Raw genomic sequence first — 20,302 nt, forward strand, 5'->3', positions numbered from 1 at the left:
TAGGTCCCCTTTAAGTGCGATTTAAATCAAAGTGAAGACGACGGCAATTCCGGCTCCAATGGCAAAGGCGGTAAGAAAAGCCTCCGCTCCCCGGGATAACCCGGACACGAGATGTCCAGCCATCAGGTCCCGGACTGCATTGGTGATCAGCAGTCCCGGCACGAGCGGCATCACCGAACCGATAATGATTTTATCCAAGTCCCGGCCTAGCGATATCTGCACGAACCCCGTGGCCAACAGACCGATGATCAGCGCTGCGGTAAACTCGGCGAAAAATTTCACCTTCACCAGCCGATGGAACAGCAAATACGCGGCAAATCCTACTCCGCCGCACAATAAGCCTGGCAGGAAATCTTCCGCCTGGCCGCGGAACATCAAGGTGAAGCAGCCGCTGGACAAGGCCGCAGCCGCCATTTGCAGCGGCATCGGATAAGCGTGCTTCTCCGACTCAATCTCGCGGAGCAAGGCATGAGCTTCTGCTGCTGTGATATCCCCGCTGTGCAGCTTCCGGGAGATGTCGTTCACTGCAGACACTTTCTGCAGGTCGGTCGTCCGCTCCACGATGCGGATCAGCTTGGCAGATTCCGTTTCGCCGGATTGAAAGACGATCCCCGTCGGGGTCACATAACTATGCGAGCCGGAGAGTCCCAGTGCATCGGCCATCCGAGTCATCGTATCCTCCACGCGATACGTTTCCGCTCCGCTCTGAAGCATGATTTTTCCCGCCAATAGACACACCTGTACAGGCTCCTGTCCTTGGACCGCAGCCATGTCATTCATTACCGTCACCCTTTCAACAATCTGACGTCATTATATCATGACCCGCAGGGCAGAAAAACGCAGTCGACAGAAGGTGTCTAAAGATGTCGAATAAAATCGAAAAATAGTAGAAATATCTTATTTTTGTCGCTTTAATATGTTATGCTAGCACTACTTACATAATACTTTATATACACCTGAGAGGAACATTTGATGCTGCAAAGCTTACTGAATAATTTAACACTGCTGACGACGGGAATCCTTTTTGGACATATAGTAAAAAGCGCCTTAACCGAACGCCTGCAAAAGGCGTTAGGGACACGGCTCGCACTGGGCATTGTTTCTGGGCTGTTGGGCGTGCTTCTGATGCATTACCATTTTCAGATCTCCAGGCATATAGTGGTCGATTTCAGGCAGTTGCCCATCCTGATCTCCGTTTATTTAGGAGGCGGCATTTCGGGAGCGATTACGACGCTGTTGATCATGATTTATCGGTTGTTTCTGCATGAGTTCGGAACGCACGCTGTGATCGCTGCCTTGAATTCGCCGGTGACGTTTCTCATTGGGGTTCTCTTCTTGCGCCAGGAAAAGACAACGATGCCGCGTCTCTTCCTGGTGCTTGGGTTAAGTTCGGTGAGTATGGTGGTGATCGCTTGGATTCTGTACGACGGCTTTCCCTATTTGGAGATGGGGTTATATTTGCCTCTGTTCTTTATTGCGGGTGTGATCGCATTTTCCATTCTGCATTATCTCCGGAACAAGGACGACTCCATTCGTAAGATGAGGGAAGCGGCGAACCGAGATTTCTTGACGAGCTTATACAATTCTCGGGCTTTTGCAAAGAAAATGGAGCAAAAAATCGCGGCCGCCCAGCGCGACAACATTCCGTTCACTCTGCTAATCATCGACATTGACTACTTCAAGCGTGTCAATGATCAGTATGGTCACCTGGCGGGCGATGCTGTACTGCTGCAAATCGCTGATGTAATGCGAGAGACGTTCTCGCAGCGAGATCACATTGCCCGCAAGGGCGGCGAGGAATTCGTGATTTTGGTAGATCGTTGCGATGCGGACCAAATCAAAGTGATTGCCGAACGATTGCGCCGCAATGTGGAGAACCATCTTTTTGTTTTGCCGGATGGGGAGAAATTAAAGCTAACGATCTCGGGAGGAAGTGCAACCTATCCGAATGTTGATGAGGTGGAGTTATTCCTCAAGGCAGATCAGGCACTTTATCGAGCGAAGGAGGCAGGACGAAACCGGGTATACGTGACATAGACCATGCGCTAAGTAAGCATTACCTTACCTGTTCAAGGCGGATTCCAATGACTATTGAAGCGATTTTAGGGGGCATATCATCGTGAGTCGACAGTTATCATTTTCCATTCGTCAAAAGCTCATCATCACGTTTGTGATCATCCTGCTAGTTCCGAGCCTGGTGATCTCAAGTACAACCTATTGGAAAGCAAGTGATTACATCGAAGAGGAGATCATGTACAGCGCGGCAGAAAGCGTGTCAACGGCAAATTCGTTGATCACAAATGAGATTGAGAGCGTAGGATCGGATCTGGATTATTTCGTGAACGAACTTGGGCTCGAAACGGCATCTGTTGAGGCGGACCTGGCGTCGGGTGGAACGGCGGTGAAGAATCGACTTAGTCAGTACTTGGGCTTGCATAAAGAAGTTATTAATATCTATGTTGGAACTAATCAAGGCGGGATGTTGCTTGGTAAAGATGAGGAATTGCCAGCTGATTATGACCCGAGAACGCGGGATTGGTATAAGCTGGCGATGGACAGCTCCAAGGCCGTGGTTACACCCGTCTATCTCTCTGCTGACGGGAATACCGTCGTATCCGTTGCGAAGAAGCTTCGGGATGGGAAAGGCGTTCTTTCACTCGACCTGAACTTAACCAGCATCTCCAATCTGGCAAGCATGAAAGTAGGAGAAGAAGGATACATCCTGATTCTCGACAATACCAAGAATGTGATTGTGAATCCGAAGGGCGGCCTCGGAGAAGCAGCGGATGATACCATTGCAGCTCCAATGTTCGCAGCGGATGAGGGAACCTTCGAATACGGCATGGACGGCCAAAAATATAAAATGAAGTTCCTGACCAATGAACTGACGGGATGGAAAATTGGCGGAACGATGAATAAAGACGAGGTGACCCAGCAAACGGCAGCCATTCGCAATACGTCCATCCTTGTTGTCGTCCTTTCGATAGTTGGAGGAGCCCTCCTGATCATCTTTAATATCCGTTCGGTTCTGCTTCCGATCCGTAAATTAAATCGGGCGACTGCGATCCTTGGCCAAGGCGACCTGACGGAAAAGTTGGATGGATTTAACCGGGATGAAATCGGAGAACTTGCCGCTAACTTCCAGAAGATGGTTGATAGTTTGCGTGAAATGGTTGAAGGAGTCCGGGAGATGACCGATAACGTTTCCGCTTCAGCGGAGCAACTCTCCGCTGGATCCGAGCAGACCACGAAGGCGATTGAACATGTGACAGTAGCGATCCAGGACGTTGCTGCCGGCAGCGAGCAGCAGATGCAAAGCGTAGAACGCGGCGCAACCAGCGTAAATACGATGGTTCAGCAGGTGGAATACGTATCCGGCAATATGCAGCTAATTAATCGGACAATGGCAGGAATGGCCAACTCAGCTCAAGAAGGAACCCAACTGGTGGAAGGCGCCGAACATAAGATCCGTGACGTTGAACAAACGGTTACGAAGCTGACAGACATCACCAACTCATTAAACCAACGTGCGGAGCAAATTGGCGGCATCGCGGCTGTGATGGCGGAGATTGCACAGAAGACGAACCTGCTGTCGCTGAACGCGGCAATCGAAGCGTCGCGAGCCGGGGAAGAAGGTCGCGGCTTTGCGGTAGTTGCGAGCGAAATTCGCAAGCTGGCCGAAGGCTCAAGCCATTCGGCAGACCAAATCCGCGAATTGATCACCCGCATTCAGGACGAGATGAATCATGCGGCGGCTGCGATGATCGACATTCAGCATAAAGTAACCGAAGGCCGGGAAGCCGTTGATTTGTCGGGACAATCGTTTATTGCGATCAGCCAATCGGTGATGAATGCGGCGGAAGCCGTCGAAGCTGCTGCTGCCACGATGCAGGAGGTTGCAGGGGAAAGTGAGGCCGCCCGAGATGCGATTGAGCAAATTCGCATGCTTTCGGAGCAGACTGCGGGCAACACCCAAACGATCTCTGCGGCGGCAGAAGAACAGCTGGCGTCTGTGGAGGAAATCTCTTCCTCCTCGGCGGATTTAAGCCGGATGGCTGAACAGCTGCAGGCTCTGGTAAGTAAGTTTAAAGTTTATAAAGATTAACGTGATTAGGTTGAAGAAGCCTTCCATAGGACATGGAAGGCTTCTTACGTTGTGTGGTTTATTCGGTTTCGTCGCCATCAAAGCCGTTAAGTAAATCGGTGCCGTGCATGGCATCTGGATCGGGAGCGACCGGGTCGACGGGACTGTCCTTCTGGATCGCGTCCGCATCGGGTACATCAGGAAACGGATCATCTTCGCTGTTGACCGTACCTTTAGGTTCACTGATGCCTTGGACAATTCGCGTATCGTGCGGCAGCAAGTCATCGAAGGGAATGTCATTCTCCGGGCGATACTCCTGAAGCAGCTTGTAACGTTCATATTCGAAGTCCGCGGAGTTTTTGTTGTCATCGTCCATATCAGATCAGCGCCTTTCCTATTCAAAGTTGTGATTCCCCCAAAAGTTTGCCCCAAAATAATTCAGCAAATCCGGCAAATTTAACTCAATCACAAGGTTCAGGACATTCCTGAGCCTTGTGATTTTTTTTTCTGACCAATAGGACTCATAACGCTTGATATGGTTGACTTCCAGCGCCCCTGCGGCTACAATGGCCTGTGAATCCGGTTTCGAGCTCTGCTTGGATCCGGGCAGAGGAGATGAGAACGTTGATCACGATCTATGATATTGCACAAAAGACCGGCTTTTCGCCTACGACCGTATCTAAGGTGTTTAATGGATATTCCGATGTCAGTGAGAAGACGCGCCGCAAAATTTTAGATGCTGCGGACGAGCTTGGCTACTTGCCCAATGCTCACGCCCGTTCGCTGACCACCAAACGCTCTTGGACGATTGGCGTGCTGTTTATTGAGCCTTCCGGTGCGGGTATCCTGCATCCGTTTTTTGGCGGCGTGATCGAAGGCTTCAAGCGGGTGGCTACTTCTAAGGGATACGATCTGATGTTTCTTTCCAAGGATATCGGCGGCAAGAAAAGCAGTTATCTGGAACACTGTAAAATCCGCGGCATTGACGGCGTGGTTGTGGTGCTGCCGGATGCTACCGATCCGTATTATCAGGAGTTGCTCGAGTCGGATATTCCTTGCGTGCTGTTGGATCAGGAATCTTCCGTCAAGAGTACGGTGTACTCGGACAATATAGAAGGCGCCCGTCAGGCCGTGAAATATTTGCATTCCCTGGGTCACCGGAAGATCGCGCATATCGGCGGCGGTCCAACCTTCGCTGGTGAGCAGCGGTTAAACGGATTTCGGCAAGCGATGCAAGAGCTAGGGCTGACGATTCATCCGCAGCATATCGTACAAGGAAGCTACGACTATACCGTAGAGAGCGGCAGCAAAGCGATGGAGGAGCTATTGCAGGCGGACGAGCGGCCAACAGCTGTGTTTGCAGCCGGCGACAATTTGGCAGTCGGGGCCATGATAGCGATCAAGCGGCACGGTTTGCGCGTGCCTGAAGATATTTCGCTGCTAGGTTTTGACGATATAGAAATGGCGAAATATCTAACTCCTGCGTTAACGACGGTACGACAAAATACAGATGTACTTGGCAGCAGGGCGGCTGACATGTTAATCTATTCGATAGAAGGCGGGGAAGACGTGCAACAAGGCGTCATCCCGGTAGAGCTGGTTATTCGCGATTCTTGCCGATCGCTGTAAACCGCTCGGCCTCTATTTTTTTACAAGAGATCGAAACCGGTTTCGTTCCTTGTATGTCTTCGATTTATTGAAGATCGGCGCGCTTTTCCGGTACTGCTCTTGTTGATTTTGAAATCGATTACAGAAACACCAAATCAAAAACCAAGGAGAGGATTACGATGGCAAAATGGGTGAAAGTGCTCACTTCGCGTGATTCCGCCGACCGCTTGCAGCCGCAAGGGGAAGTGGCGGTTCAATCCAGCGCAGCAGCTGGCACGGAACAGAAGCTGAAGGTTCTGCCGGAGCAGACCTACCAAACGGTGATGGGATTTGGCGGTGCGTTCACCGAAGCGGCCGCTTATACGTTGTCTCGGATCAGCCCGCAGAAGCGGGAAGAAGTGATCCGCAAGTATTTCGATCCGCAGGAGGGGCTGGGATATACGCTGGGTCGCGTGCACATCCACAGCTGCGACTTCGCGCTGGAGAACTACACGTATATCGAGGATGGCGACGTGGAGCTTAAAACGTTCGATATTTCCCGCGATCACAAATGGGTGATCCCGTTCGTTCGTGATGCGGCGAAAGTTGCCGGGGAGAACATCACCATGCTGGCCTCTCCTTGGAGCCCTCCGGCTTGGATGAAAACGAACGGCGATATGAATCACGGCGGCCAGCTGAAGCCGGAATATCGCGAGGTGTGGGCGTTGTATTATACGAAGTTCATCAAAGCTTATCGCGAGGCTGGCATCCCGATCTGGGGCATCACGGTACAAAATGAACCGGCGGCGGTGCAAACCTGGGATTCCTGTATTTACAGTGGCGAGGAAGAACGTGATTTCGTACGCGATTACCTGGGTCCGGTGATGCACCGGGAAGGCCTGTCGGACGTCCATATTCTCATCTGGGACCACAATCGGGATATTATGGTTGAGCGTGCCTCTGCCGTACTGAGCGATCCCGAAGCGGCGAAATACGTATGGGGCACCGGCTTCCACTGGTACGTCAGCGAAGCGTTCGAGAACGTTGGCAAAGTGCATGAGCTGTTCCCCGACAAGCATCTTCTGTTCACGGAAGGCTGCCAGGAAGGCGGCGTAAAGCTTGGCGAGTGGTTCACCGGCGAACGCTACGGCCGGAACATTATCGGTGACTTGAACCATTGGAACGAAGGGTTCTTGGATTGGAATTTGGTGCTGGATGAAACGGGCGGTCCGAACCATGTAGGCAACCTGTGTGATGCGCCCATCATCGCGGATACGACAACCGATACCCTTCACTACAACAGCTCGTACTACTACATCGGGCATTTCAGTAAATATATCAAACCGGGAGCTACCCGCATCGGCTTGGAAGCCCAAGCTCCGGACTTGCTGGCTACTGCGTTCCGTAATCCAGACGGCAGCATTACGGTTGTCGTGCAGAACGAAAGTGATGTAGCGCAGCCGTTTGCCCTGGAGCTCGGCGGTGAGGCTGCAAGCGAAACGTTGCCGGCGCATTCGATTGCGACCTATATCATCCAAGGTTAGTTACATCCTTATTTAATGAACGGAGGGATAGTCCTTATGTCGAATTATTCTTTTGAGGGAAAGGCGTTCGTGATCGAGCAGTTTGACCGGGCCAAGCCGTTCTCCAGCTTCCTTCCCGGCCTTGCCGGCTTGAAGGGGATTCCAATGTGGACGTTTTATGTGAACCGGGGGCAGGCGGTCTGCAGCTTCGGGATCCGGGACAAAAACAGCCCGATCATGGAATTCTCCCCGGCCAGCATTACGTATCAATCGGTTGCGATGAAAGGCTTCCGGACGTTTATCAAAACCGCAGGGAAAGCGGGGATCTATGAGCCGTTCCAAAGTGCCTTCCCTGATGCGTCAGCCGTTCGCCGTATGCACATTTTGACCAATGAGCTGACGATTGAGGAAACCCATGAAGCGCAGGGGCTGCGGGTGAAGGTGAGTTATTTTCAGGTTCCTAATGATGATTATGCGGCACTGGCCCGTCAGGTAGAGGTTACGAATATTTCCGGAACGCCGGTGCAGCTAGAAATGCTGGATGGGATGCCGGAGATTCTTCCGTACGGGGTAGAGAACGCCGGCTACAAGGAAATCGGGAATTTGCTACGCAGCTGGATGGAGGTCGACAATATCGAGAATGGGATTCCGTTCTATCGGGTCCGTTCCAGCACCCATGATGAGGCCGAAGTGAGCGAGGTGCAAAGCGGACATTTCTACCTCACCTTTGGAGAAGACGGGAAGCTGCTGCAGACGATAGCCGACTTTGCGGTGATTTTCGGCGATAATACGTCGCTGGCGTATCCCGACCGTTTTGCCGAGCAGCCGCTGGCCGCATTAACGGCGGCACCGCAGTATTGTACCAATAAGGTGCCTTGCGGATTTTCGGCATTTGCTGCCGAGCTTGCCCCCGGCGAAAGCCGCCACATTTACACGTTGATCGGGCATATCGAAAGCGTGGAACGGTTAAATCGCAAGGCGGCCGAGATTGCCAACCCGGCTTACATTTCCCACAAGCATGCGGAGGCAAGCCAGTTAACCGAGGATTTGACCGCAGACATCGCCACGAAAACAGCTCTGCCGCTGTTTGATGCTTATTGCCGGCAGAGCTATCTGGACAATTTTCTGCGCGGCGGGTATCCGTTTATTTTCGAGAATGGCCGGGAAGGGTTCGTGGTTCACTTGTATTCCCGGAAGCACGGGGATCTGGAGCGGGACTACAACTTCTTCTCGATCGCGCCGGAATATTATTCGCAGGGCAACGGCAATTTCCGCGATGCCAACCAAAACCGGCGCAACGATGTCTATTTTAATCCTCGGGTTGGAACGTTTAATATCCGCACGTTCTTCAGCCTGATACAGGCAGATGGTTATAATCCGCTGGGCGTGGAAGGCACTACCTTCCGGGTTCCGGCTGAACGGGCGGCAGAGCTATCCGCCTTCCTGGAGAAGGCGGCGGCCGATCATCGAGAGGAGCTGGCTGCTCTGTGCTTGGGATCGTTTACTCCGGGCAAGCTGATTTCGCTCGTGAATCATCGTGGCGTAAGGCTGTTTGTACAGGAGAATGAGCTGTTGACCGGCGTGCTGTCGCTCGCTGAACAGCAAATTGAAGCCTCTTTTGGAGAAGGCTACTGGACGGACCATTGGACTTACAATATGGACTTGATTGACAGTTATCTTGATATTTTTCCAGATCGTAAAGAACAGCTGCTGTTTGGAGAACGGGAGTATACGTACTTCGACAGTCCGGCCCGCGTCCTGCCGCGCAGTGAGAAATATGTCATCAGCTGCGGTAAAGTACGCCAATACGGATCGCTGGTGCACGATGAAGAGAAGATGGCCCAATTCGGCTTGACACTCAAGAGCACCAACTGGCTAAAAACCGAACACGGCCGCGGTGAAATTTACCGAACGACCTTGTTCGTCAAGCTGTTGTCGCTGGGACTGGTCAAATTTGCCACCTTAGATCCGTTTGGCATGGGCGTGGAGATGGAAGCGAACAAGCCGGGATGGAACGATGCGATGAACGGCTTGCCTGGGCTGTTTGGCTCGGGGATGAGCGAAACCTTTGAGTTAAAGCGGCTGCTGAAGTTCGTTCAGGAAGTTTGTACTGAAGCTGTAGCCGCTGGCAACGACCTAGTCGTGCAAGTGCCCGAGGAAGTTGCTGCGCTGCTCAGCGAAGTGGAAAGGCTGCTGGAAGCGCGTTTGGCAGGGAGCCTGGAGGCGTTTGACTATTGGGATCAGGTGACGACGGCGCGTGAGAAATACCGGGATGCTATTCGTTTCGGGATCAGCGGGACGGAATCTCCGCTGGAGCTTCAGGCGATCGGACGGCTGGCGGATCGCATGCTGGAGCAGATCGAGCGCGGCATCCGGGAGGCGATCCGACTGGGCGGCGGCGTGACACCTACGTATTTCGCCTACGAAGCGGCGGAATTTGAGCCGGTGACCGATGCCCAAGGAAACCCGGTGATCAGCGGATACGGTCTGCCGAAGGCGGTCGTGAAGAAATTTACCGTGCGCCCGCTGCCGCATTTCCTGGAAGGTCCTGCTCGATGGTTGAAGACGGTTGAGGACCCTAACGAAGCCAAGCGGACTTATGAGCAAATTCGCCGCAGCGACTTGTTCGACACCCAGCTTCAAATGTATAAAACCTCCGTCAGCCTAGATACGGAGACCCATGAGATCGGCCGCATTCGCGCCTTTACGCCGGGGTGGCTGGAACGGGAATCGGTGTTCCTGCATATGAGCTATAAGTACTTACTGGCGCTGCTTAAGAGCGGTTTGACCGAGGAGTTCTTCTCCGAGCTTCGCACCTCGTTCATTCCGTTCCTCGATCCGGCAGTGTATGGCCGCAGCACGCTGGAGAACTCCTCCTTTATCGCGACGAGCGTAAATCCGGATCCGGATACCCATGGCCGCGGGTATGTCGCCCGGCTTAGCGGATCCACCGCCGAGTTCCTCAGCATGTGGATGACGATGATGGCGGGGAAACGGATCTTCCGCCTGCATGAAGGCAAGCTCCGGCTTGCGCTGAATCCGCGCCTGCCCGGTTGGCTCTTTGATGCGCAAGGCGAGGTATCCTTCCGCTTCTTGGGCACGACGGAGGTCGTCTATCGTAACCCGCAGAAGAAGGATACCTATGGCCCGGATGCTGCAGCGATTCGCCGGTTGGTGGTGCAGAAGCACGATGGAACGGAGCTTGCGATTGACGGCTCCGTAATCGACGGCGAGATCGCTGAGGAGGTTCGCAGCGGCAAGGTGCGGCGAATTGAAGCAGATTTAGTCTAGCGGGAGATCATCTAGGTTCAAGGAGACTCCGGATGAGTGCAGGCAGCGATGCCTTGCGTTTGTCCGGCGTCTTTTTTATGCGTGTAGATGATATAATTAGGTCATCATTTACGGGGAAGGCAGGAACCAGCGATGCATCTAGACATCAACAGCGATCGATTCGAGATTACCGCGGAGGGTTTTACGGTGGAGCTGTTACCGAAAGAGTTCGCGCTGTTTCAATTCTTGTACCGTAACGTTGGCCGGACATTTACCCGAGAGCAACTGCTGGACAAGGTGTGGCCTCTGGAATACCCGGTCGAACGTACGGTGGACGACCATATCTACCGGCTTCGCAAAAAGCTAAAGCCTATCCATGGGCTGGAGATCAGGACCGTTCGGGGCTTAGGCTACAGCCTGGTGCTTCCGGTTCCTCATCCCGCAGAGGGAGTCATTCCAACCTTAGCGGACCCGGAGCTGCATGAGACGATGCGAGCCCTATTCAGTAAATACCAGCTCTATGGCCAAGGGCGTTCGATGCTGACGCTGGCGCGCCAACAGGATGTGCTGGGTTATCAACTGGACCCGTTCTACTCGGTGTACATTCAGTTTGTTCAAGGCGATTTGGACTGGCTCTTAAATAAGAGCGAAGCCCCTTTGCGGGACCGCTTGTTCTACTTGCTGGTGTTCTTCTGCCTGACAAAGAGTCCGGAGCAGACCTTGCCGGTATGCGAGCGCGTGCTTGCCCTGAAGTTGCTGCCGCCCCCTTATCATAGGGAGATGGAGATTCTGACGATTTTGGACGTCTATACGCTGGCCGGTAAGCCGAACAAAGCGCTGGAACGTGTGAACTTCAGTTATCGCGTCATCGCAGATTTGAATTACGACAGCTTCATCCCGCAAACCACGATCGCTGAGATGCTGGCTCATGTGGTGGCAGGATCACCGGAGCCCCAAATTGCGAAGCTGGCGGATGCCGTAGAAAATGGGATGTTGAACGAGAAACCCTTCTTAAGAGAGATCGGCAGTTATAGGGTGGTAAAAGGGTTGTGGCTACAGCGGAAAGGGGAATCGACGGAGGCGGAAAAGCAGCTGGACGAAGGGCTGACGGTGCTGGAACGGTCTGGCTTCGTGCCGCTTCGATTACACTCCCTATACCGAATCGTGAATGTTTTCGCCATGTTCCCGCCCCCCTTAGCATTGCAGCAAAAATACCTGGAATTATACAACCTAGAACTGGATCGGATAGGCGCAACCCGCTTGTCGGCTGGGCTCGATGCGGTCATCCGTGAACAGTTAGCTTGATCTGGGAAGTCGCTCTGATATTCTTCTGACATTCCTCCGCTACATTGATCTTAGTTGATACGAAACTAGGTTGGTTGGAGGAATAATCATGACAGGTAATGTACAGGCCGGGCCTGCGGGTCTGCTTCGCAACAAAACTTTTACGCGCGTTTATGCGGCATATACGGCGGCGACATTTGGCGATTGGTTTGACATGCTGGCGATTCAGGTGCTGGTGGGATACCGCTGGGAGGCTGGACCGCTTATGCTAGCGCTGATCCCCGTAGCCAACGCTCTACCCAGTGTCCTGCTTGGGTCCTTTGCCGGCGTGGTCGCCGACCGCATCCATCAGTTGAAGCTGATGCGACTTTGCGATCTGCTGACAGCGGCACTCACCCTGATGATTCTGCTCTCTCCGAACATGCTGTGGTTGCTTCCGGTGTTAACGTTGCGCGCAACGCTCTCTACCTTTATAATTCCCGCCCAGCAATCATTGACGCGCAGGATCGTTCGGGAAGATCAGCTATTTCAAGCGACCTCGCTGAACGGCTTCGTCAACCAGGGCTCTAAAATCGCCGGTCCGCTGCTTGGCGGGTTCGCACTAGCCCTGTTAACCCCCGAATGGTGCATTCTACTGAATGTTTGCTTTCGGATGTTTTCATTGCTGATCCTGCTCACGATCAAAAAGGCGGAAGTTGAATTCCAGAAGGCCGGACGAAATCCTGGTCGATCTTCCTCCTCGGCTCTGGAAACGGTTGAAGATACGTCCCTCCGTACCATGTGGATCGAAGGCTTACGTTTTATCCTGAAAACCCGGCTTTTACTAGTAACTCTTCTGTTTGGTTTTGTCGCGACGGCAGCGATCCAAATGATCGATTTTCAATTCACCAGCCTATTTCGGGAAATTGCCCCTCTGAAGGAGGCTTATCTCAGTTGGATGGTTGCTGCGGCGGGAATGGGTGCTGTGTTGATCATAGCGGTGCTTAACCGTTGGAATCAGGGGGCGGCGGGTTATGCCTGGAAATTCAGTGCCGGATACGGGCTGATTGGAATGGCCGTCGGCGGTCTGGGCTTGCTTCCTACGGGGAGTTCGGCAGGTCCCATCCTGTTGCTGGGATTTGGATTAGGCGTCGGCAATGGGCTGGTGGTCGTCACGTTTAATTACTGCTTGCAGAAAGAAACGCCAGCGGACATGGTCGGCCGTGTCTTTGGTATCCAAACCTCCCTGCTGGGCTTAGTGATGCTCGTAGCTCCTTTACTCGGAGGACTTCTGGTCGAATGGATCGGACCAGGCCGATCTTTCATATACTTAGGTGGAGTCATCGCAGCGCTTGGCTTGTTGGTGCTCACGTTGGGGAAAGTACTGTGGCGTTCGGAAGAAGTGTCCGTTGTGCAAAGTGACGCGAACCGAGCAATAGAGGGAATATAGATCTGTTCGCCGGAAGGCGAACATTGTAAACGCAGGAGACAGCTCCTGCGTTTTTTTTTGATAGAAAATTAAAACTATTCATAGATAAAACTAGTTATCCACGGTAAAATAACTGTGGCACGTCTCTTCTAAAAAAAATTATCACTATTTCCATAAATTGAAGGTTATTGCGAGATTTTAATCGAATGGTATAAAGTAGCCCTACTCAGATCCTTTCGAACTGAGGCGCGTCAACCGGGTTAACACTTTAGAATATCTCCAGAGGTGTCTAATGAAGTCTTTGATCAAAGGATTTGTCGTCTTGTTTGTCATATTCATTGCTGCATTTTACGGTATTATTTTTCGTAATTCGAGTGCAGTGGGCTCGGAGGTACAGCAAATTAGAAACTGGCAGGTCACTTGGACGGATCAGTTGGATCCCAATCCGAGCAAGGAATGGCTAGAGGCACTGGACGGCTGGACGAGTGTAAGCGCGGGAGAAGAGAGCCCGGTGAAGCCGGAGAAGGGTAGTGTTCAGTGGATCAAAATCATCCTTCCTCAAATCACCGAAAATTCCCAGGTCGTATTGATCGATAAAATATATGGTAAACACATTACGGTAAATTTGGACGGAGCGAAAGTATTCGAATCCCAGCGCAAGTTTAACTTTAGTATCAATAGTGTGCTGGTACCGGTATCTCCACAAAATTCGGGTCAGACGCTGTATATCGGCGTATCCTCAACGACAAATACCATCGGGATCTTTGATCCGATTCGGATCGGAAATAACCAGGAATTGATCAAGAGCTTTGTACGCGGCAACATCACCGACTTAATTTTGGGCAGCACGCTGATTTTCATCTCGGTAATTATGTTGTTCTGTTCGGTTTTTCTGAAATATGTGAATATGCCGATGTGGTTCTCGCTGTGCGCGGTCATTTTCTCCAGCGGCTTGCTTGTGCTGACGTATTCACCGTTTGTCTTTTGGCTGTTTGACTATACGACGGCGGGCAGAATACTGGTGGTCATGTTTGACTTGGCTTTATTTATTCTGCTTCCTTCGTTTATCTTTTTCTTTGAAAAAATCTTTGGTCCTGGTTATTTTGCTTTAATTCGGCGCTCGCGCAAAGTGTTTGTGGCCTTCTCCGCGCTTTGCATCCTGTTGCTGTTAGCCAACGAGTTGTCCGGTAATCGTTACTATGATATCTATAAGCTCATTACGACTCAATTTGCCGGTTATCTCATTATCGCGCAGTTTCTGATCTTGGCGGGCATTTTAACCGTTTATGTGGCGAAAGGGAACAAAGAGGCTCTGATCTTTCTGGCCGGGGTCCTCTCGTTTACGCTGCTATCCGCAGGTGAATTGATTTGGTATTACTTTTACGACGGGTACTATAAGCTATTTTTGTGGAAATTAGGTATCGTGTGCTTCCTGACCTCGTTGATTATCATCCTGGGCCGAAGATTTGCAGAGAATCACAGGCAAGTCGTGGAATACTCCAAGCAGTTGGAGATGTTTAATAACGAGCTGCAGCGTTCGGAGAAGATGGAGATCATCAGTGAATTAGCCGCCTCGGTCGCCCACGAGGTCCGCAATCCGTTGCAGGTCACCCGAGGTTTTTTGCAATTGCTAGTTGAGAAGCAGCAGAATTCGGACAAGGTGTATTTAAGCATGGCGTTGGAAGAGCTGGATCGCGCTTCGGCGATTATTACGGATTTCCTCACGTTTGCCAAGCCGGAGGGCGGCAAGGTGACGACGCTGAACGTGCTGGAGGAATTTATTCATATCGAAGGGATCCTGATCCCTCTGGCAAACCTGCAGGGGGGCAAGATCACAGTTCATATTCCTAAAAATCTATATGTGCGCGGCAATTCTTCTAAATTTAAGCAAGCATTTATTAATATCATCAAGAATAGCATCGAAGCGCTTCGGGGCGAAGGGGACATCCAAATTTGGAGCTATGAAGAAAACGATGATGTGGTGATCCATATCAAGGACAACGGCGAGGGGATGGACGAAGAAGTACTGGCTCGCCTGGGTGAGCCATATTTCTCTAACAAAACGAAGGGCACAGGCCTAGGTTTGATGGTGACGTTCCGGATTATAGAAGTAATGAACGGTCAAATTCATTTTACGAGCAAAAAAGGAGCAGGGACCGAAGTCGTTATCCGCTTCCCCTCCGTTCAAGTGGAGGAGTATGCTTTGGGATAAGTCGTTCGGCCCCTGCTCGGGTGCTAGCGAAGATCGTAAGGGGTTATTCGCCCCAGATTCCTGCTGGTTTAATTTTGCTCATGACAACTTTCTCCGGTTGAGGCGGCAATACGACGTAAAATTCGTCGGTGCTTTCCTCGACCGCTTTAATTTTGATGTGATCCGGGAGAACTACACCGAGTGCCTCCTGGATCGCAGCTTTCGGGTCGGCAAGCAGCTTCGCTTTGAAGCTAGGATCTTGCCAAGCTTTTTCCACAACTTGCGTTTGAAGGAGCGCTCCTGATGTCATAAGATCACCCTTTCTAAGTAAAAATAGTTATATTTTCCTTATTACTATAACATGGAATTCGCCAGAACGCTAGGATAGGATCTTCTGATTGCTAGGTTTAGATCTTCTGATTCGCCAACCAATAGGCTAAACCGCCCTGGGCTAGCAAATTTCGTTCATCTTTTAAACTTTCAGCTCCTTGGCGGAGATTGGTTCGGAGATAATCGTGGAACTCGTGCAGGTGCGTTAGACCCGGGGCGTTCGCCTCTAATATCGCTGCGTTCTGATCCGTTCGTTCGGCAAAAATGAACAGGATATCCCGAACATGCAACGCGTGTTTGACTTCATCCGGTGTAGGTCTGCGATCGGAAGGAATCTGCAGTTCATGCTGTACAACGGAAATCAGAGAGTTATAGCTTCCTTCTCGCAAATCCTTCTCCCAATCCTCCCAATCATCCAGCATCTGCAGCGTCACCAGCACGGCATCCACGGCAGATTCGAAAGGAGCAATCAGTTGGTCGTGTTCGGTCAGGAGCAGCATGCCCGCCACCGACAGCTTCACAGGGGAGGCTTTATGCGCAATACGAACCGGATTGTCTTGGAAGAAGTCATGTTGATTTTCTAGCAAGACGGCTTCTGCCCATTCGGCAGTATACTTCCGGTAATAACTCCAAAACGGGGATTCGGAAGTAAACAAGGCGGCGTAAATCCGAGAAAATTCAAGCTGAAGCAAATTCGCCAGCGGCAACCTCCACTTGTCCCCTGCCTCTGGATTGTCCATCACTTCATCGATTAAATGGTAATGCAGCATGACCAAGATCATGGCTGCGGTCAACTCGCGGCTAAGCTCTGGCTTGGCACCGGCAGCCTCCTGCATCCAGAATGGAAGTAAATAGCATATGTAGTTCTGGGAGCCAGACTTTTTTAACGCGTGAAATTTCCCCAAATAATTGAGAGCATGTCCTCGGAATTCTTCCGGCAGCTCGGATAGAACCTTCTCAGTTTGATCGAAAGCCGCCTCTAAATCTTTTTCATAGCTATGAAACCAATTCCAGTTCACAAATCGAACCTCCTTTATAGGAACCATCCTCTTCATTATATAGGAAAATTTGTAGACAAGGTAGTTTGCTAGAAACTCTTGCAAAGCCCCTTAGGATGCGAGGGGCTTTGCCTTATCTTTAGTAAAGGTTAGAAAAGTTGATGAATGCCGATGAGAATTAACAGCAGACCGGAAATGACGGTGGCCCGATTCCCAAATTTCTCTGCGGCGACCTTCTCGGCCAGACCGGCGCATGCGGCCAGCAACAGGTAGCTGAACAAACCAACGGACAGCGAAGTATACCAGATGTTCAGTTGGGTGATACCGGCATTAAAGCCGCCGGCCAGCGCATTCATGGCTAAAGCGATCCCGAGGACAATCGATTCGCCAAGACTGATGGATTTGGAGCTGTCTTTATCTGCTTCTTCAGGATTGCGCAGCAGGCGGGTCAGCGGATTGACATCATCCTCTTCCTGAATCGAAATGTTCTTCTTCTCCAGAAATGGCTGCAACAGCACCCATACACCAACCCCAACGATCACAATCGTTCCGAGCAACTGTCCGATCCAGGGATGGACCCACGAGGATAACCAGCTTCCGAAATAACCCGACACCAGAGTGGCCAAAAAGGAAATGGCGGCGATGGCCAGATTGGAATACCAAGGAATGCGGATTTTTCGTACTCCATAGGCGATACCGACTCCCGCATTATCCAAGTTGGACGCGAGTCCAATGGCGATGACGGCCAACAGACTGTAAGAACCCATGATGTTCGCTCCTTTGCAATACATGATGACACAGCATATGCCCAGAAGAGGGAAATGGTTTATGGCCTAGCATCATCTTGTTTGCTGAGACACCCGGAACGGTTGATAAAGGGTTTCCATTGTATTCAAGAAAGTAGTATAATGTCCACAAGGATACTCGATGGGAGTGATAAATGTGCTTGAAAACTTGTTGCGTCCGTCTCACTTGCTGCTTCTAGTTATCGCAGCATTGTTGTTATTTGGTCCCAGCAAGCTGCCGGAATTAGGGCGCAGCTTTGGCACGATGCTCAAGGAGTTTAAGAGAGGCGCACGTGGGGACATTCTCGAAGACGAGCAGCCGCAGAAAGCGGAAGTTCAACCCGCTGCAGATACGAATAAATCATCCTGATGCCATTAACAAAGACCCTGTTTGGGGTCTTTTTTTGTGGGGGATTCCGTACAATACAAAGCGCGTGCTACCGGGAAGAACCGGGCACGCGCTTTTGGGTTGGAACGACTAGAAGGCCGTTCGCTTTCATTTCGTTTCGTTAGACTTGCAACAGCAGCAGAATGATGGACGACAGTCCCAGACAGGTGCTGATCAGGTACAGGAACATAACCACCTGCTTCTGATTTAATCCGGCCCGAAGCAACCGATAATGGACTTGGCTGGCATCGGCGACGTAAGGTGATTTTCCTTGCAGCATCCGTTTGATCACGACAAACAGATTATCGAAAATCGGTACGCCAAGGGCCAGCACCGGAATAAACAGGGACAGGACGGTAGCCTGCTTGAATGCGCCGTCCAATGCGATTACCGCAAGCATAAACCCAAGGAACGTAGCTCCCGCATCGCCCATAAAGACTTTGGCTGGCGGTTTATTGTACCGCAGGTAGGCCAGCGTCACCCCGATCAAGGCAACCGAAAGCATCGCCGAGTTGGTCTGCCCTTTGGTTAATGCCACTACAAACAGCGTCACGGCCGAGATCGCGGATAATCCTCCGGCCAAACCGTCCAGTCCGTCCGAGAAATTGATGACGGTGGTGACGCCAAAGATCCAGAGAATCGTTAAGATAAACTGGAGCCATGCCGGCAGCAGGACATAGTCGCCGCTAAAGGGATTCACGAAGCCGCTGAAGGTGATGCCGGATGCATAAACGAGCACCGCAGCAGACACTTGAACGATCAGTTTAGGCAGTGCCGGAAAGTCTTTGCCTTTCGTTTTGTACCAGTCGTCGACGGTCCCAATGGCCAGCAATAGCACTCCGCCTGCAAACAATGCTCCCGTCTCCCAGGAGAAGTTGCGCGTGAACAGCAGGTATGCAACAAAGAATCCGGCAAATATCGCATAGCTGGCTGTAAGCGGAATTGGCTGACGATGGATCTTGCGTTCGACGTCCGCTCGGGGTTTGTCCACGAAATCCAGACGGAAGGCCAACTTGCCGAGCGGGGGAATCAGAAAATACACGATCAGAAACGATAACAGAAAAGTACATAAGTATAAAATCGCTACTCACCACCAGATGTTAGACTCAGGCTATTGACTATTATAAAAAGAAAACGGGACAATGTCGAATACTTGTATCACCCGCATCCTAACGTGGAGATGAACGAAAGGGCAATAATGTGGTACATTAGAGTAGATACGACTGCTTTTGCAGATTAACTGCGCTGGATAACCTTTTAGGCAGGTACGGAGGGATTTGGAATGCAAGACGATTACGCGCGCAAGCTGGAAGACCAGAAAAGCTTGTTTCGACAATTAGGAATCAAGCTGGATGCGCTCTCCATTCACGAAAAAGATTTTGACGCCAAAATGCGGGGCTACGATAAGGAGGAAGTTGACCGCTTCCTCGATGACATTATCGTTGATTATGAACGCTTCTACGATATTATTACCGATCTGCTGGACAAATATAAAGAAATCCAGCGTCGGCAAGCGTATTGGGAAGAGGAGAAGAAGGCTTTGGCCCGCAGACCTTCCTTCGACATGGAAAATGCGGTGGACCGCAGACTGGTGGAGGACGGCATTCGCCAAGTGGAACGAAGCCTGGAGCAATTTAAGCTGCATTTGCGCGGCGAGCGGTAAATGGAGTTGAACCGAACCGGAGAATACTACCGGTTCGTTTTTTTTTTTGCATAGGTAAGGGAAAAGAGGTACAGAATAAACCTGATGTTGGTTGGTATTTCATGCAATATTCATGAAAATGATGGTTGCATATCTAAAAGTGGAGTGGTATGATATAAACAAGATTTAGATTTAGTCTAAATTTAATTTAGTTCAAGTTTTAGGTAACTGTCACAATGGTACGTTAAATATTTCATATGTTGAATGGAGGAATTCACAATGGCAAACCAAACCTTAACCCAAGCAAATCAAGAACTTCAGAAACAACTGAACCTGCAAATCGCAAACTGGACGGTCCTGTATACGAAGCTGCACAATTTCCACTGGTTTGTAAAAGGTCCGAACTTCTTTACACTTCATGAGAAATTCGAAGCCCTTTATGACGAAGCGGCTGGTTATATTGATGATATTGCTGAACGATTGTTGGCCATTGGCGGCACCCCGATTGCAACTTTGCGTGAAGCCCTAGCGACGGCCAGCATCACCGAAGCCAGCGGCAAGGAAAGTGCTGAAGAAATGGTAGCAGCCGTCGTGGCGGACTTTGCAAAATTGGACAGCGAGCTGAAGGAAGGCATGGAAGCGGCAGAAAGAGCAGAAGATGAAGCAACAAGTGATCTGTTGCTCGGTATCGTCTCCTCGCTGGAGAAACATCGTTGGATGCTGAACGCTTACCTCGGCAAATAAGTTCTTGTCGAATACATGAAAGACCTTGCCCAGCAAGATGGCTTGCTGGGCAAGGTCTTTTTTAACAT

The 20,302-nt window shown here is 51.0% G+C and carries 17 protein-coding genes; 11 read left to right on the plus strand and 6 right to left on the minus strand.

From position 1 onward, the window contains the following. Positions 1 to 21: 21 nt before the first annotated feature. Complete coding sequence (locus RW092_RS02415) at positions 22 to 780, minus strand: threonine/serine exporter family protein (protein WP_016313221.1); 759 nt, start codon at positions 778 to 780, stop codon at positions 22 to 24. Positions 781 to 972: 192 nt separating this feature from the next. Between RW092_RS02415 and RW092_RS02420 the strand changes: the two genes are divergently transcribed. Then, on the plus strand, positions 973 to 2,037 hold the full coding sequence (locus RW092_RS02420; protein WP_316009420.1) for a GGDEF domain-containing protein: 1,065 nt from the start codon (positions 973 to 975) through the stop codon (positions 2,035 to 2,037). Between the two features lie 82 nt (positions 2,038 to 2,119). Then, the gene (locus RW092_RS02425) at positions 2,120 to 4,105 is read left to right on the plus strand and encodes a methyl-accepting chemotaxis protein (RefSeq protein WP_316009421.1); all 1,986 of its coding nucleotides are present in this window, start codon (positions 2,120 to 2,122) and stop codon (positions 4,103 to 4,105) included. A 58-nt stretch (positions 4,106 to 4,163) separates the two neighbouring features. Here RW092_RS02425 and RW092_RS02430 read toward each other — a convergent pair whose 3' ends face one another. Then, positions 4,164 to 4,460, minus strand: a complete 297-nt coding sequence (locus tag RW092_RS02430; protein ID WP_016313218.1) for a hypothetical protein — start codon at positions 4,458 to 4,460, stop codon at positions 4,164 to 4,166. A 248-nt stretch (positions 4,461 to 4,708) separates the two neighbouring features. On the opposite strand from RW092_RS02430, the gene RW092_RS02435 reads away from it, so the two are divergent. The 6 genes from RW092_RS02435 (at position 4,709) to RW092_RS02460 (ending at position 15,368) form a co-directional block, all read left to right on the plus strand. After that, a complete protein-coding gene (locus tag RW092_RS02435; protein WP_016313217.1) occupies positions 4,709 to 5,713 on the plus strand; it encodes a LacI family DNA-binding transcriptional regulator in 1,005 nt (334 codons plus the stop codon). A gap of 158 nt (positions 5,714 to 5,871) precedes the next feature. Then, positions 5,872 to 7,215: a glycoside hydrolase family 30 protein gene (locus RW092_RS02440; protein WP_085169349.1), complete on the plus strand. Its 1,344-nt coding sequence runs from the start codon at positions 5,872 to 5,874 to the stop codon at positions 7,213 to 7,215. A gap of 36 nt (positions 7,216 to 7,251) precedes the next feature. Then, positions 7,252 to 10,485 carry a cellobiose phosphorylase gene (locus tag RW092_RS02445; protein WP_316009422.1) on the plus strand — a complete coding sequence of 1,078 codons (3,234 nt, stop codon included), beginning with the start codon at positions 7,252 to 7,254 and terminating at the stop codon, positions 10,483 to 10,485. A 132-nt stretch (positions 10,486 to 10,617) separates the two neighbouring features. After that, entirely contained in the window at positions 10,618 to 11,769 is a 1,152-nt protein-coding gene (locus RW092_RS02450) for a winged helix-turn-helix domain-containing protein (RefSeq protein ID WP_316009423.1), read from the plus strand. 88 nt (positions 11,770 to 11,857) lie between these two features. After that, a complete protein-coding gene (locus RW092_RS02455) occupies positions 11,858 to 13,177 on the plus strand; it encodes an MFS transporter (protein WP_316009424.1) in 1,320 nt (439 codons plus the stop codon). A 271-nt stretch (positions 13,178 to 13,448) separates the two neighbouring features. Beyond that, on the plus strand, positions 13,449 to 15,368 hold the full coding sequence (locus RW092_RS02460; RefSeq protein WP_127575334.1) for a sensor histidine kinase: 1,920 nt from the start codon (positions 13,449 to 13,451) through the stop codon (positions 15,366 to 15,368). 43 nt (positions 15,369 to 15,411) lie between these two features. Here the strand turns inward: RW092_RS02460 and RW092_RS02465 are convergent, their stop codons facing one another. The 3 genes from RW092_RS02465 to ytaF form a co-directional block, all read right to left on the minus strand. Further along, positions 15,412 to 15,657, minus strand: a complete 246-nt coding sequence (locus RW092_RS02465; protein WP_009226249.1) for an NHLP leader peptide family RiPP precursor — start codon at positions 15,655 to 15,657, stop codon at positions 15,412 to 15,414. A gap of 97 nt (positions 15,658 to 15,754) precedes the next feature. Further along, complete coding sequence (locus tag RW092_RS02470; RefSeq protein ID WP_316009425.1) at positions 15,755 to 16,696, minus strand: hypothetical protein; 942 nt, start codon at positions 16,694 to 16,696, stop codon at positions 15,755 to 15,757. Between the two features lie 128 nt (positions 16,697 to 16,824). Continuing rightward, a complete protein-coding gene (gene ytaF, locus RW092_RS02475; RefSeq protein WP_009226251.1) occupies positions 16,825 to 17,442 on the minus strand; it encodes a sporulation membrane protein YtaF in 618 nt (205 codons plus the stop codon). Between the two features lie 160 nt (positions 17,443 to 17,602). Here ytaF and RW092_RS02480 point away from each other — a divergent pair, with 160 nt between their 5' ends. Further along, positions 17,603 to 17,830 carry a twin-arginine translocase TatA/TatE family subunit gene (locus RW092_RS02480; protein WP_009226252.1) on the plus strand — a complete coding sequence of 76 codons (228 nt, stop codon included), beginning with the start codon at positions 17,603 to 17,605 and terminating at the stop codon, positions 17,828 to 17,830. Between the two features lie 139 nt (positions 17,831 to 17,969). On the opposite strand, the gene RW092_RS02485 is transcribed toward RW092_RS02480, so the two are convergent. Continuing rightward, a complete protein-coding gene (locus RW092_RS02485) occupies positions 17,970 to 18,929 on the minus strand; it encodes an MraY family glycosyltransferase (protein WP_028539018.1) in 960 nt (319 codons plus the stop codon). Between the two features lie 201 nt (positions 18,930 to 19,130). Here RW092_RS02485 and RW092_RS02490 point away from each other — a divergent pair, with 201 nt between their 5' ends. Then, positions 19,131 to 19,511 (plus strand): DivIVA domain-containing protein, encoded by a 381-nt coding sequence (locus tag RW092_RS02490; RefSeq protein ID WP_016313209.1) that lies wholly within the window; start codon positions 19,131 to 19,133, stop codon positions 19,509 to 19,511. A 258-nt stretch (positions 19,512 to 19,769) separates the two neighbouring features. Beyond that, entirely contained in the window at positions 19,770 to 20,234 is a 465-nt protein-coding gene (locus tag RW092_RS02495; RefSeq protein WP_016313208.1) for a Dps family protein, read from the plus strand. Positions 20,235 to 20,302 lie beyond the last annotated feature (68 nt).

The organism is Paenibacillus sp. 3LSP (genome assembly GCF_032465655.1).
Classification (GTDB): Bacteria; Bacillota; Bacilli; order Paenibacillales; family Paenibacillaceae; genus Fontibacillus; species Fontibacillus barengoltzii.